Genomic DNA, 13,264 nt, shown 5'->3' with positions numbered 1-13,264 from the left:
CGCGCTCAGGACTTCACGAGGCGACGGATGGCCGCAGTGGCCTCCTTCAGCTTCGCCTCAGCCTCATCGCCGCCGACGGCGACCGCGTCGGCCACGCAGTGCCGCAGGTGGTCCTCCAGCAGTGCCATCGCCACGTTCTCCAGTGCCGAGGTGGTGGCGCTGATCTGGGTGAGGATGTCGATGCAGTAGGTGTCCTCCTCCACCATCCTGTGGATTCCCCTGGCCTGCCCCTCGATCCGCCGCAGCCGCCCCAGGTATCGGTCCTTCTGCGTCATGTACCCGTGATGCTGCTCCTGGGTCGAGGTCGGTTCCGGCGTGCCGGTCGAGTGCTCGAGCGCTGCGCTGTCCATGGGATCCTCCTCAGATGGCCAAGGCCACCACTATATGAGCCGTGCTCCACAAATATACCCTTAGGGGGTATATTTGGGTGTGTTCATACGCATCGCCGCACCGCTGAGGAGCCCATCATGACCGAGACTCGCCGTTACAGCGTCACCGGAATGTCCTGCGGCCACTGTGAGAGCGCGATCCGTTCGGAGGTGGAGCAGCTTCCCGGCGTCCTCGGGGTGGAGGTCAGTGCCCAGAGCGGTGAGCTGGCGATCACGCTCAGCGAGGACCCGGTGCTGCGCGACGATGCCGTGATCGCCGCCGTGGACGAGGCCGGCTACGACGCCCTGCGCCAGCCATGAGCGCCGCGGAGACGCCCGCCGAACTGGCGAGCACCACGCACGCAGCGCACATCGATCTCGAGATCGGTGGGATGACCTGCGCCGCCTGCGCCCAGCGGATCGAGCGCCGGCTGAACAAGCTCGACGGCGTCTCGGCCACCGTGAACTACGCCACCGAGAAGGCCGCGGTGCAGGTCGCGGATCACTCCGAGGCTGTCGTCGCCGAGCTCATCGCAGCAGTGGAGAAGACCGGGTACCGCGCGCAGGAGCCGGTGCCGCTCACCGAGGAGCCATCCGCTGCGAGCCCGGCCGCCCGGGATCTGGCGGGGCTGCGTCGTCGTCTGCTGATCTCCGCCGTGCTCACCCTGCCGGTGGTGCTGTTGGCCATGATCCCCGCACTGCAGTTCCCCTGGTGGAACTGGGTCTCGCTGGCGCTGACACTGCCAGTGGTGCTCTGGGCCGGCTGGCCCTTCCACCGCGCCGCGGTGCTGAACGCACGCGCCGGCGCGGCCACCATGGACACGCTGATCTCGCTGGGCACGCTCGCGGCCCTGCTCTTCTCGCTCTACGCGATGCTCTTCGGCGCCGCCGGGGACCCGCGGCTGCGCCATGACTTTGTGTTCTTCGCCGAACCGCCCTGGGCCTCCGGCGCCGCCCACGCGATGGGGGCCACCAACATCTACTTCGAGGTGGCCGCCGCGGTCACCGTCTTCCTGCTGCTGGGCAGGTACTTCGAGAAGCGCTCGAAGTCTCAGGCGGGCCAGGCGCTGCGCTCGCTGCTGAACATGGGAGCCAAGGAGGTGGCGGTGCTGCGCGAGGGCACCGAGGTGCTCATACCGGTCCGCGAGCTCGCCGTCGGGGACGAGTTCATCGTGCGCCCCGGGGAGAAGATCGCCACCGACGGCACCGTGGTCACCGGGGCCTCTGCGGTGGACATGTCCATGCTGACCGGGGAATCGGTGCCGGTGGAGGTCGCTGAGGGGGACAGCGTCACCGGGGCCACGATGAACTCCTCCGGTCGGCTGGTCGTCCGTGCCTCGCGGGTGGGGGCGGACACGCAGCTGGCCCAGATGGCCCGCCTAGTGGAGCAGGCGCAGTCGGGCAAGGCTGAGGTCCAACGCATGGCGGACCGCGTCTCGGGAATCTTCGTGCCGATCGTGCTGGTGATCGCGCTGGTCACCCTGCTGGTCTGGCTCATCCTAGGCCCCTCGGCGGAGTCTGCGTTCACCGCCGCGGTGGCGGTCCTGATCATCGCCTGCCCCTGCGCGCTCGGGCTGGCCACCCCCACCGCGCTGCTGGTCGGCACCGGCCGCGGCGCACAGCTGGGGATCCTGATCCGCGGCCCCGAGGTGCTCGAGGCATCCCGCGGGATCGACACCGTGGTCCTGGACAAGACCGGCACCGTGACCACCGGTGCGATGAAGCTGGCCGCGATGCATTCGGCGCGCGGCTGGTCGCTGCGCAACGCCGGCGACGACGAGCTGCTCTGTCTCGCCGGAGCCTTGGAGTCCGCCTCTGAGCACCCCATCGCCCGTGCCGTGACCAACGCGGCGCGCGAGACCCTCGGATCGGTCGCGGGGAAGCTGCCTGGTGTGAGCGACTTCAGCAACCATCAGGGCTACGGGGTCTCAGGGATCGTCTCAGGGCACACTGTGATGGTGGGTCGTCGCGAGCTGCTGCGGCAGCAGGGGATCGAGGTCCCGGATGATCTGGCCGGGCTGCTCGCACAGGCCGAGTCTCAGGGCTCCACCCCGGTGCTGGTCGCCGTGGACGGTGGGCTCGCCGGCGTGCTGATCGTCTCTGATGCGGTGAAGGAGACCTCGGCCGAGGCGATCGCGCGGCTTGGCGGCATGGGCCTTTCCACCGTGCTGCTGACCGGGGACAACTCCGGGGCTGCGCATCGGGTGGCTGCCGAGGTGGGCATCGAGGAGGTGATCGCCGAGGCGCTGCCGAAGGACAAGGTGGCGGCCATCCGCGCGCTGCAGCAGCAGGGCCGGACGGTGGCGATGGTCGGCGACGGGGTCAACGACGCGGCCGCGCTCGCCCAGGCGGACCTCGGGATCGCCATGGGCACCGGCACGGATGTGGCCATCAACGCCGCCGGGATCACCGTGATGCGCGGTGACCTGCGTGCGGTGGCGGACTCGCTGGCGCTCTCGCGCCGGACGCTGCGGGTGATCAGGTCCAACCTGTTCTGGGCCTTCGGCTACAACGTCGCGGCCATTCCGCTGGCCGCCTTGGGCCTGCTCAACCCGATGCTCGCCGGGGCGGCGATGGTCTTCTCCTCACTCTCTGTGGTCGGCAACAGTCTGCGGCTGCGCGGCTTCAAGGGCGTCTGAGGAGCAGGTAAGGCCGGCGACGGCGGTCGGCCCACAGGCCAGCTGTCTAAGATGAGCCCATGTTGAAGCCATTTCGCCAGGTAGACGTGTTCGGTGACGGAGCATTCATGGGCAATCCGGTCGCGGTGATCGCTGAGGCTGAGGGGCTCAGCGACGATGAGATGCGTGCCATCTCGCGCTGGACGAATCTCTCTGAGTGCACCTTTCTGCTGCCGCCGAGCACTCCTGAGGCGGACTATCGGGTCCGGATCTTCGCTCTGGACAAGGAGCTGCCCTTTGCCGGGCACCCCACCCTGGGCTCGGCCCGCGCCTGGTTGGACCTCGGGCACGAGCCGCGTTCGGCCGGCGTCGTCGTCCAGGAGTGTGGTGTCGGCCTGGTCCCGGTGCACCTCGGAGAGCAGGCGCTCTCCTTCGGCGCACCCGGTCTGGTGCGTTCCGGGCCGATCCCGAAGGCGGCGCGGGAGATGCTCACCGATGCGCTCGGCGTCACTCCCGAACAGGTGGTGGACGCGGCCTGGGTGGACAACGGTCCCGGCTGGGTCGCGGTCCTGTTGGACAGCGTTCAGACGGTGCTCGCTGTGACCCCGGACCTGACTCGGATCACCGATCCGGAATACCGTCACCTCGGCGTGGTGGCCCTGCAGCCAGAGGAAGCAGAGACCGATCTGGAGGTGCGCGCCTTCTTTCCGGACGACGCCGGGGCGCTGCGCGAGGATCCGGTGACCGGGAGCCTGAACGCGTCCGTGGCGCAGTGGCTGGAGTACTCGGGCAAGATGTCTCCGCCGTATGTGGCCGGTCAGGGCACGGTGGTGCAGCGTCGCGGCCGGATCCACGTCGAGGGCGAGGGTGAGGCCCTGTGGGGGATCGGCGGCCGCGCCGAGGTCGTGGTCAGCGGGACCATCGACGTGGGGGAGCCGAGCGCATCGGTATGAGGCCGGAGAGGTGTGGCCGGAGCGCTGGATGGGGATGACCGTGCTGGCGGGGCTGGACTCGGGCCAGCTCGTGCGGCCTCGGGCCAGTTCGCGCAGGCTCGGGCTGAAAGGGTTGGGCGAATGACTGATTCAGGCAAGCCCGGCACGTCACCCGCCGCGCCGCTCAGGAGGGTCTCATGGCCGTGGTGATCCGGGAGCCGCGCCCTGAGGATGCGGAGCGCATTGCGGCGGTGCACGTGGCCACCTGGAAAGAAACCTACATCGACCTGCTCCCGGAGGGCTTCTTCACCGAAGAGCACTCCCGCATGCGCCGCGAGATGTGGGCGCGGATTCTCGCCGAGCAGAGGAGTCAGTGGAGCATCCGCGTCGCCGAGGTCGATGGTGAGATCATCGGCTTCGCGATGGCAGGCCCGGCGCAGGACGCGGCTGAGCCGGCTGAGCCGGCTGATCTGCCCTCCCGCACCCTCTACACCCTCTATGTCCTCCGAAGCCATCACGGGACCGGCGCGGGGCAGGCGTTGCTGGACTCGACCCTCGGGGTGGGGTCTGGCACTGGGGCTGGCGCTGCGGCGGGCGCTGGGGCTGGCATTGGGGCCGTCGCTGCGCCGGACGCTGGGGCCCGCGTTGAGCCGGTGAGCCTCTGGGTGGCCAAGCAGAATCCGCGGGCCATCGCCTTCTATCTGCGCAATGGGTTCCGCTTCGACGGGGCGGAGCAGCAGGATCCGGGTGCTCCCGCCATCACGGATGCCCGGATGGTGCGCCCTTAGCGGTCGCCCACCGAGTTCTCCGGCCGTGCCGCGAAGCGTGTCCAAATGACATCAAATTGGCAGCAGCTGGACTCTTGAGCCTCATTCGATTAGAAGGTATATTCGAATCATGCAGGTTGCACTCACTGATCCGAATGCAGAGCCGCTGCGGGAGTCGCAGCGGCAGCTGAATCGAGGTCAGGCGGAGCAGCTCAGACTGCTGGTGGACTATGTCGAGTCGTTCATGCGTGACACCGAGGTGATCGAGCCGGAGTTCATGAGCAGGGCGCGCGGTCGCGCAACTGCAGAATCGGCGGCCATCATGAATGCGGCCGAGGCGATGGGCGCCAGCGAGGGGCATGTCTACACCCAGTACCACCAGGCCTGCTTCGCCCGCCGGCATCTGCCACAGGTGTGGGGCGCCGTGCGTGCCGGGGATGTCCCCGTTCGCTCCCTGGTCCGAGTGGTCTCCGCGGCAGAGCGCCTGGTCTCTCCCAAACACCGCGAACGGCTCGATGCTGAGGCCGCAGCCTACGCTCTGACGCATCGTCCGGCGCGGTTGACGGCCTGGTTGAACCGCTTCGTGGCGCGGGCCGAACCGGCTCAGCATGAGCAGCGGTGTCGCCGCGGGCACGCAGAACGCCGGGTCTGGCTGGAGCATCTGGAGGATGGAGTCAGCATTCTGCACGCGATGCTGCCCACACTCACCGCCGAGGCGATCAAGAACCGGCTTGTCGATGTGGCCCGGAGCCCGAAGCAGAACGTGCCCTACGATCCCTGTGTGGAGCGGCCCGCTGCGGGTCGGTCTGCCTCATCCCAAGGAGGCCCCGGCTCATGCCATCCAGGGACCGTGCAGGGAGGATTCGACTGGCTCGGCCTGCCGAGCGAGGGGCCCGATGCTGGGCTGCATCATGGGTCCGAACTGGCGCTGCTGCCATCCGAAGAGGGCGTTGCTGCTTCGGGCGACGGCGGCCGTCTCGAGCATGCCGCGCCGCCGATGAGCCGAGAAGCCGGCGACCCCAGGACTCAGGCCCAGCGGGAGGCGGATCTGCTCTCGAGCTGGCTGCTCACCGGAGAGACCGCCTCTGGTGCTCCGATCAACGGCCACGTCGGCATCCTCATCGAGCCCGAGACCCTGCTGATGAGTTACGCCGTCACGGGGGTCACTCCAGGCGCCGGTAAGCCCGCGTTGAGCCGCAATCGTCGCCACGCCTACCCGGCAGAGATGATCCGCCGGATCATCCTCAGCGAGGAACACCGGATCACCTGGACTCCGGTCCCTCGCGGAGCCACGTCGAGTGCTCCCCAGAACGCGGTCGCAGCCGCTTCGGGTGCTCCCGCGGGCGCCGTCGCAGCGACCACGGGCGATCCGCAGGACGCTGCGTTTCAGTCCCAGTCACCGCCACTGCCCGAGCCCCCACAACTGCCCGAGCCCGAGCCCCCGCCCCTGCCCGAGCCCGAGCCCCCGCCACGGCCCGGGCCCCCGCCGCAGCTCGAGCCTCTGGCCCGGGTCTACGAGGGCCGGTTCGTGCCCAAGCTGCTTCGGCGGGCGATCGAGTTCCGCGATGGCACCTGCCAGGCACCAGGATGCATGGTCGCCGCCGAGCACTGCGACATCGATCATCAGATTCCCTGGCCGCACGGCGCGACCACGGCGTCCAACCTTTGGGCGCTGTGCCGCAAACACCATCGACTCAAGACCGCCGGATTCTTAGACATCCCCACGGACCGCCCGCCCCCGGCGAGCCCGTAAGCTGGGCGCAGATCGAGTACCCGCAGACTCCTGCCGAGCACAGCACGCAGGAGTCCCTTGCCTCACGCCCCGCCTGGCACCCCGCACGGCATCCCGTCCGGCGCCCCCGACGGGCAACCCGACCAGTGCCCCCGGCGCGGGAGACCGCCGACACGAAGGATCAGATGACCGACGAATACCGGCTCTCCGCCTCAAGCCTCACCTCCGGGTACGAGGAGCGCCAGGTGCTTGAAGACCTGACCATCAGGATCCCGGATGGATCGTTCACCGTCATCATGGGACCCAACGCCTGCGGGAAGTCCACCCTGCTGCGCAGTCTCGCCCGCCTGATCAAACCCACCGGTGGGCAGGTCCTGCTCGATGGCGAATCCATCTTCAACATGCCGACCAAAGAACTCGCACGCACGGTCGGACTGCTGCCGCAGTCCGCGATCGCTCCGGACGGCATCACCGTCTTTGACCTGGTCTCGCGGGGACGGCATCCGCATCAGCACATGTTCAAGCGCTGGGGCCACGAGGATGAGGCTGCAGTCCGCTCCGCGCTGGAGAACACCGGGATGACCCAGCTTGCCAGCCGAGAGGTCGATGCCCTCTCCGGTGGCCAGCGCCAGCGCGCCTGGATCGCGATGGCTCTCGCGCAGGAGACTCCGCTGCTGCTCCTCGACGAGCCGACCACCTACTTGGACATCGCCCACCAGATAGAGATCCTTGAACTCTGCTCGCGACTCCAGCGCGAAGGTCGCACCCTGGTCGCCGTGCTCCATGACATCAATCAGGTGCTGCGTTACGCCTCGCACATCGTCGCGATGAAGGACGGCCGCATCGCCGCGGAAGGAACCGCCGAGCAGGTCGGCACCGAGGAGACGATCCGCAGCGTCTTCGGCGTGGACTCCCGCGTCATCGAGGACCCCGAGACCGGCAAGCCGCTGATGATCCCCAAAGCGCCGGTGCACTGAGCCTTCCGCCGTGGATCCCGCGCGTGTGAGACTGCTGCGAACCAGCACGAGAGACACCGACACGAGAGATCCAGGAGGTCGCCGTGGGGAACCTGATCTTCTTCATGCTGCTCTCCGCCGACGGCTATGTCGCCGATGCGGCGGGCGACTTCCAGTGGGGTGAGCCCGATGAGGAGGTCATGGCCGCCATCAACGATCAGACTCGGAACATCGGCACCTACCTCTACGGGCGGAAGATCTACGAGCTGATGAGCGTCTGGGAGACGGACCCCGGCTTGGCCGAAGACTCTGCCGCCTCGGCGGAGTTCGCCGAGATCTGGACCGCCGCGGAGAAGATCGTGTATTCCACCACCCTCACCGAGGTCACCACCAGGCGCACCAGGATCGAGCGCGAGTTCGATCCGGCGCAGGTGCAGCGGCTCAAGGAGTCCAGCGCCAAAGACTTGACGATCGAGGGCCCCACGCTCGCGGCGCACGCGCTGCGCCACGGACTCGTGGACGAGATCCACATGCTGATCTGCCCCGTGGTGATCGGAGGCGGTCTCCGCATGCTCCCGGAGTTCAGGGTCGAGATGACACTGCGCGACGTGCACCGATTCAGCAACGGCATGGTGCAGCTGAGCTACACCGTCACCTGATCCGAGCGGCAGGCGCGGCGAGTCCCTACCGGCTCAGCCGCGACCAGAGCTCCGCGTCGAAGGACTCTGGTGCCAGCGCCGACATGTGACGGACCGCGTTGTCCAGCTTCAGCCTCCAGGCGCGCACCGCGGCCTCAGCGTCGCCGGCAAGCACCGCGGAGAGGATCCGCCGGTCATCACTGACGATGCGCTCCACCGCAGGGCTGTAGTCCAGACCCAGCACCGCGATGAACATCCGCACCCGCAGCGTCAGGGCATGGAACCCTCGGGCGGACTGGCTCAAGCCCGAAGCCTCCGCCAGCTCCTGCTGGAACTGCAGGTCCGCCAGTCCGACGTCGGACCGGGTGCCCTGCGTGGCGGCCGCCTCCACGGCGCCCAGCGCCAGTCTCACCGGCAGCATCTGGTGACGCGGCTGCACGGCACAGGCCCGCAGCAGAACCATGCCGAGGTGCAGTCGCGCAGCATAGAGATCGACGACGTCGGCCCCGGTCACCGCCGGCACCCTGAAGCTGCCCTGACTGGAGTCGAGCAGTCCGTCGTCGACCAGTCGACTCATCGCTGAACGCACCGCCCCGCGGCTGAGCCCCAGCCGATCAGCGAGCACCCGGGGAGAGAGCCGGTCACCCGCGCGGAAGCCCGAATTGGTGATCTCCCGGCGCAGTGCGATCGCGATCTGCTCGGTCACCGAAAGCTCCACCTGCGAGAACCAACGGTTCCGCGGCGAGCGTTCCATGTCCGCGGCAAGTCCGAGGCTGTCCTGATCTGAGTCAGAAATGGAGCCGCTTTGTCGGAGGCTTCGCTGCCAGGAGCTGCCGTGCAGCCCCCTGCCGGCCCGGCGCGCGAGCAGGTCCAGAAGATCACCGGGGATCGCCTCGACGGTTGGGGCGCAGCGGTCGAGCAGGCGCGCAGTCCGGTCGAGGAAGGCCTCCCAGTCCCGGTCCCTGGCGTCCCAGACAGCACATAGCGGGTCAGAGGCCGGGGGCATCACCTCGGCAGACGGCGCTTCGCCGGCGTCCCGAACCCGCCACCTCGAAGCCTCGGAGGCATGCAGGGAGGCCATCAGGGCAGTGGCTCGCCGCTCGGCGACGGTTCTCTGCGCTGTGGCGGTGACTGCGCCACGGCCTCCCGAGGAGACAAGGGGCGCCGGTGTGAACCGCAGGATGATCTGCGGGAAGCGCACCTGCATCTCCAGCAGCACCAGCTCCCGCGCGCGCCCCGCCCCGGTGCCGATTTCGGGGTCGATGTCGGCGCTGCTCTCCCCAGCGCTGCTCTCCACGGCGCTGCCTCCGGCCCGTCGTAGCCGCCGGCCGGCGCGGCTGACCAGCGTCTGACTCAACCCGGTGAGCTCAGCGACGCGTCGCGTGGAGAAGTCGGGCGTGCTCACTCGTGCCCCGGCAGTGGCCAGGACGGCGGCGACGATGTCGTCTGCGGTGTCCTGAATGCGCGGGCGGCCCCGGCTTGCGGTCTCCATACACGCCAGTATCGCCCATTTATGACTCAAACGATGCCGCGCCTACCCGTGCCGCTGTGCGTCTCACATGTGGTTCGCCACACACTGGAAGTCAGCAGTCCGAGCGCCCCGCCAGCTGAACCAGTACCTGCGCGTGAAATATCGCCGTGTGAAATGAGGCCCCGATGTCCAGTCTGAACACCGCCGAGCTCACCGACCTCTCCGAGGCCGCGGTCGCGAAGGTCACCCAGTGGCTGAAGCGCGGGTCCCACCACGCCTCGGCCGCGGGGAATGCCTCCAAGCCCAGCAAGAACCATTCTGCGGCGGAGAAGTCTGCGCAGCGGCTCTCCGCGGTGCTCTCCCACCCCAACGGGCTGGACTTCACCGTGGGCTTCGTGGACCGGGTGATCCGCACCGAAGACACCAGGGCGGCGGCCTCCGCGCTGTCTGAGCTGGGCGGTCTGGCCCCGGACACGCTCTCTTCGCTGGACCGGGCGCAGATCCGTGCCGGCAGCGTGCTGGCCAAGACGCTGCCCGACGTCGTCGTCCCCGCCGCCCGGGCGCGGATGCGCTCGATGGTCGGCCATATGGTGGTCGACGCCCGGGACAAGCCCTTCGGCAAGGCCGTCGCTTCGATCAAGCAGGACGGGCACCGGCTGAACATCAACCTGCTCGGTGAGGCGGTGCTCGGAGAGGCCGAGGCGGACAAGCACCTGCAGGACACCGTGGACCTGCTGCGCCGCGAGGACGTCGACTACGTCTCGATCAAGGTCTCCTCCATCGCCTCGCAGATCTCCATGTGGGGCTTCGAAGCGACCGTGGACTACGTGGTCGCCCGGCTGATCCCGATGTACCAGGAGGCCGCCAAGGCGCCCGCCGGCTCCAAGTTCATCAACCTGGACATGGAGGAGTACCGCGACCTCAACCTGACCATCGCAGTGTTCAAGACCCTGCTCTCCCGCCCGGAGCTGGAGCACTACGAGGGCGGCATCGTGCTCCAGGCCTACCTCCCGGATGCGCTCGCCGCGACCCAGGAGCTGGCGGAGTTCGCCAACGCCCGCGTGGCTGCCGGAGGCGCGGGGATCAAGATCCGCCTGGTCAAGGGCGCGAACCTGGCGGTGGAGAAGGTTCACGGCGAGATCGCCGGCTGGCCGCAGGTGACCTGTGAGTCCAAGGAGGCCACCGACGCGAACTACAAGCTGGTCCTGCACTGGCTGCTCACCGAGGAGAACATGGCCGGGGTCCGGATCGGGGTGGCCGGCCACAACCTCTTCGACATCGCCTTCGCGCACCTGCTGGGGAACCAGCGCGGAGTCACCGGGCAGATGGAATTCGAAATGCTCCAGGGCATGGCCACCGAACAGGCCGAGGCGGTCAGCGCCGACGTCGGCCAGCTGCTGCTCTACGTGCCCGCCGTGCGCCCCGCTGAGTTCGACGTGGCCATCTCCTACCTGGTGCGCCGGCTCGAGGAGAACGCCGCCAGCGAGAACTTCATGTCCGGCATCTTCGAGCTGGAGGTGGACGAATCCGGACGTGGCAGCGAGGTCTTCGAGCGCGAGGCCCAGCGCTTCCGCCACTCACTGGCGCTGCTGGAGGAGATCCTCGCCAAGCACGGCCACACCGCACCCAGCCCGCAGCACACCCAGGACCGGAGTCGTGAAGAGCTGGCGAACGACGACGACGTCGCCCTCCTGCCTCCCTTCGTGAACGAGCCCGACACCGATCCTGCCCTGCCGGCGAACCAGCGCTGGGCCGCAGACGCGATCGCGCGCGCCTCGCAGCCAGGCTGGCTCGAGACGCAGTCGCTGCCGGAGAAGATCAGCGGGGACCGGATCGACGAGCTGGTCGCCCAGGCCCGCGCGGCCGCTGAGCCGTGGGCGGCGCGCCCCGCCGTCGAACGCGCTCGGATCCTCTACCGGGCGGCCGACATCCTCGCCGCGCGACGGGGTCACCTGGTCTCCATCGCCGCCGCCGAGGTGGGCAAATCGGTGGCGCAGACAGACCCGGAGATCTCCGAGGCGATCGACTTCGCCCGCTATTACGCGCACAGCGCGCTGCAGATCGAGCAGGTGGAGCAGGCCCGCTTCGTCCCGGACCGCCTGGTGCTGATCACCCCGCCGTGGAACTTCCCGCTGGCCATCCCGGCCGGCGGCACCTTCGCGGCGCTCGCCGCAGGTGCCGCGGTGATCCACAAGCCCTCGAACCACACCCCGCACTGCTCCATGGCGATCCTGGATGCGCTCTGGGAGGCTGGGGTTCCCCGCGATGTGCTGTACGGGGTCTACCCCTTCGAAGGAGAGGACGGCAAGCGCCTGGTCTCCCACGACGGGATCGACCGGGTGATCCTCACCGGCGCCTCTGAGACCGCGGCGATGTTCCGCTCCTGGAAGCCCGATCTGGCCATCAATGCCGAGACCTCGGGCAAGAACGCCCTGGTGGTCACCCCCTCGGCGGACCGGGACCTGGCAGTGGCCGATCTGGTCACCTCGGCCTTCGGTCACGCCGGGCAGAAATGCTCCGCCGCCTCCCTGGGCATCCTGGTCGGCAGCGTCTATGAATCCGAGCGGTTCCGGCGCCAGCTGGTGGACGCCGCCGCCTCGATGGTCGTGGACTGGCCCAGCAGCCTCGCCGCCACCGTCGGCCCACTCACCGAGGCGCCCAGCGAGAAGCTGCAGCGGGCATTGACGTCGCTCGAGCCCGGAGAGTCCTGGCTTCTGGAGCCCAAGCAGCTCGATGACACCGGACTGCTCTGGTCCCCGGGGATCAAGGACGGCGTGAAGCCAGGCTCCTTCTTCCACCTCACCGAGGTATTCGGTCCGGTGCTGGGGCTCATGGAGGCCTCGGACCTCGACGAGGCGATCTCGCTGCAGAACCAGGTCGATTTCGGGCTGACCGGCGGCATCCACTCCCTGGAGCCGGCAGAGGTCAGCACCTGGCTGGATCAGGTCCAGGTGGGCAACGCCTACGTCAACCGGGGGATCACCGGGGCCATCGTCCAGCGGCAGTCCTTCGGTGGCTGGAAGCAGTCCTCGGTGGGGCTGGGCTCCAAGGCCGGCGGGCCCAACTATGTCATGCTCTTCGGGCGCTGGGAAGATGACACTGTGGGCGCCGATGCTCCTGTCGCAGGCGCAGCCGGGGTCACGCTGAAGGAGACCGTGAGCCGGCTCATGGACTCGGCAGTCAGCTCCGGAATCGTCTCCGGAGCGGACCGAGCCTGGCTGGCCGCCGCCGCTGCCGATGACCAGCGCTGGTGGGAGGCCGAGTTCGGCCGGCCCACCGACCGCACCGGGCTCAGCAGCGAGGCCAACATCTTCCGCTACCTCGGCGAGGACGTGCTGCTGCGCGTCGGGGTCGACGCCACCGCGGTTCAGGTGCTGCGTGCGCTGATGGCCGCCCAGCGAGCCGGGGCCGATGTGCGCATCTCCGCCTATCCCAAGCTCCCGAGCGCGACCGCCAAGGCGCTCCAGCTGGGCCGCAAGATGCTGAAGCTGACCGTGGTCCAGGAGACCACGAGCCAGTTCGCCTCGGCGCTGGCCGCCGGCAAACACGATCGAGGCGTCGGAGTCCGGGTGCGTATGCTCGGCACCGTGGACGCCGAGCTGCGGACTCGGCTGGCGGAGCGCCCCGAGGTGGCGCTGCTCGCCGATGAGGTCACCGCCTCGGGTCGCGTGGAGCTGCGTTACTGGCTCAAGGAGCAGGCGGTGTCCATGACGCTGCACCGCTTCGGCAACCCTGCCCGGGACTTCCACCGGTTGGCCCAGGAGCTCAAGGCGGACTGACGC

9 protein-coding genes and 1 pseudogene are annotated in these 13,264 nt (G+C 68.7%); 8 read left to right on the top strand and 2 right to left on the bottom strand.

Annotation, left to right across the window (positions count from 1 at the left end; all coding sequences use genetic code 11):
- Nucleotides 1-5: 5 nt before the first annotated feature.
- Entirely contained in the window at nucleotides 6-350 is a 345-nt protein-coding gene (locus HNR24_RS08310; protein WP_375139270.1) for a metal-sensitive transcriptional regulator, read from the bottom strand.
- A gap of 117 nt (nucleotides 351-467) precedes the next feature.
- Between HNR24_RS08310 and HNR24_RS08305 the strand changes: the two genes are divergently transcribed.
- The 7 genes and pseudogenes from HNR24_RS08305 (at nucleotide 468) to HNR24_RS08275 (ending at nucleotide 8,032) form a co-directional block, all read left to right on the top strand.
- Nucleotides 468-689, top strand: coding sequence for a heavy-metal-associated domain-containing protein (locus HNR24_RS08305; protein WP_058888227.1), 222 nt, complete (start codon nucleotides 468-470; stop codon nucleotides 687-689).
- Nucleotides 686-3,007: a heavy metal translocating P-type ATPase gene (locus tag HNR24_RS08300; RefSeq protein WP_259392428.1), complete on the top strand. Its 2,322-nt coding sequence runs from the start codon at nucleotides 686-688 to the stop codon at nucleotides 3,005-3,007. The genes HNR24_RS08305 and HNR24_RS08300 overlap by 4 nt, the downstream gene beginning before the upstream one ends.
- A 59-nt stretch (nucleotides 3,008-3,066) precedes the next feature.
- The gene (locus HNR24_RS08295; protein ID WP_182495551.1) at nucleotides 3,067-3,939 is read left to right on the top strand and encodes a PhzF family protein; all 873 of its coding nucleotides are present in this window, start codon (nucleotides 3,067-3,069) and stop codon (nucleotides 3,937-3,939) included.
- 146 nt (nucleotides 3,940-4,085) lie between these two features.
- Nucleotides 4,086-4,706, top strand: a pseudogene (locus tag HNR24_RS08290) (GNAT family N-acetyltransferase); the annotation flags it as partial.
- A gap of 109 nt (nucleotides 4,707-4,815) precedes the next feature.
- Nucleotides 4,816-6,438, top strand: a complete 1,623-nt coding sequence (locus HNR24_RS08285; protein WP_182495549.1) for an HNH endonuclease signature motif containing protein — start codon at nucleotides 4,816-4,818, stop codon at nucleotides 6,436-6,438.
- Between the two features lie 164 nt (nucleotides 6,439-6,602).
- Entirely contained in the window at nucleotides 6,603-7,394 is a 792-nt protein-coding gene (locus HNR24_RS08280) for an ABC transporter ATP-binding protein (RefSeq protein WP_058888232.1), read from the top strand.
- Between the two features lie 83 nt (nucleotides 7,395-7,477).
- The gene (locus tag HNR24_RS08275; RefSeq protein WP_182495548.1) at nucleotides 7,478-8,032 is read left to right on the top strand and encodes a dihydrofolate reductase family protein; all 555 of its coding nucleotides are present in this window, start codon (nucleotides 7,478-7,480) and stop codon (nucleotides 8,030-8,032) included.
- Between the two features lie 25 nt (nucleotides 8,033-8,057).
- Here the strand turns inward: HNR24_RS08275 and HNR24_RS08270 are convergent, their stop codons facing one another.
- Complete coding sequence (locus HNR24_RS08270; RefSeq protein ID WP_182495547.1) at nucleotides 8,058-9,503, bottom strand: GntR family transcriptional regulator; 1,446 nt, start codon at nucleotides 9,501-9,503, stop codon at nucleotides 8,058-8,060.
- Nucleotides 9,504-9,667: 164 nt separating this feature from the next.
- On the opposite strand from HNR24_RS08270, the gene HNR24_RS08265 reads away from it, so the two are divergent.
- On the top strand, nucleotides 9,668-13,261 hold the full coding sequence (locus tag HNR24_RS08265; protein ID WP_182495546.1) for a proline dehydrogenase family protein: 3,594 nt from the start codon (nucleotides 9,668-9,670) through the stop codon (nucleotides 13,259-13,261).
- Nucleotides 13,262-13,264: the final 3 nt, after the last annotated feature.

The sequence above is a fragment of the Nesterenkonia sandarakina genome, assembly GCF_014138825.1.
In the GTDB taxonomy this organism is placed as follows: domain Bacteria; phylum Actinomycetota; class Actinomycetes; order Actinomycetales; family Micrococcaceae; genus Nesterenkonia; species Nesterenkonia sandarakina.
Note: the sequence above shows the minus strand (reverse complement) of the source record. Positions and strands in the feature narration are given on the sequence as shown.